This is a genomic window from Streptomyces niphimycinicus (genome assembly GCF_018883605.1).
Classification (GTDB): domain Bacteria; phylum Actinomycetota; class Actinomycetes; order Streptomycetales; family Streptomycetaceae; genus Streptomyces; species Streptomyces niphimycinicus.
This window is the reverse complement of record NZ_JAHLEM010000693.1, coordinates 1-342: the sequence shown is the minus strand read 5'-3', so window position 1 is coordinate 342 and position 342 is coordinate 1. Positions and strand designations below refer to the sequence as shown.

General features: G+C 71.6%; 1 protein-coding gene. It reads right to left on the bottom strand.

Annotated features, from left to right (window positions below; translation table 11 throughout):
- Positions 1–342: acyltransferase domain-containing protein (locus KN815_RS40440; protein ID WP_216346781.1), on the bottom strand; the 342-nt coding region annotated here is incomplete at both ends.

Sequence of the window (342 nt, the reverse complement as noted above, 5' to 3'; positions counted from 1 at the left end):
TCCCGCACCTGGTCGATCGGCAGTCCGATCGACACCAGCCCACCACGGCCGGCCAGACCCGCCGCGATCACCCGCGACCGCAGCGCCACCACCTTGGCCGCGTCCTCCAGCGACAGCGCACCCGCCACACACGCCGCGGCGATCTCACCCTGGCTGTGACCCATCACCGCGTCCGGCAGCACACCCACCGAACGCCACAGCCTCGCCAGCGACACCATCACCGCGAACAGCACCGGCTGAACGACGTCCTCCCGGTCATAACCGGGGGCACCGTCGGCGCCACGCAGCACCTCGGCCAGCGACCAGTCCACATGAGGCGCCAACGCGGCCTCACACTCGCCC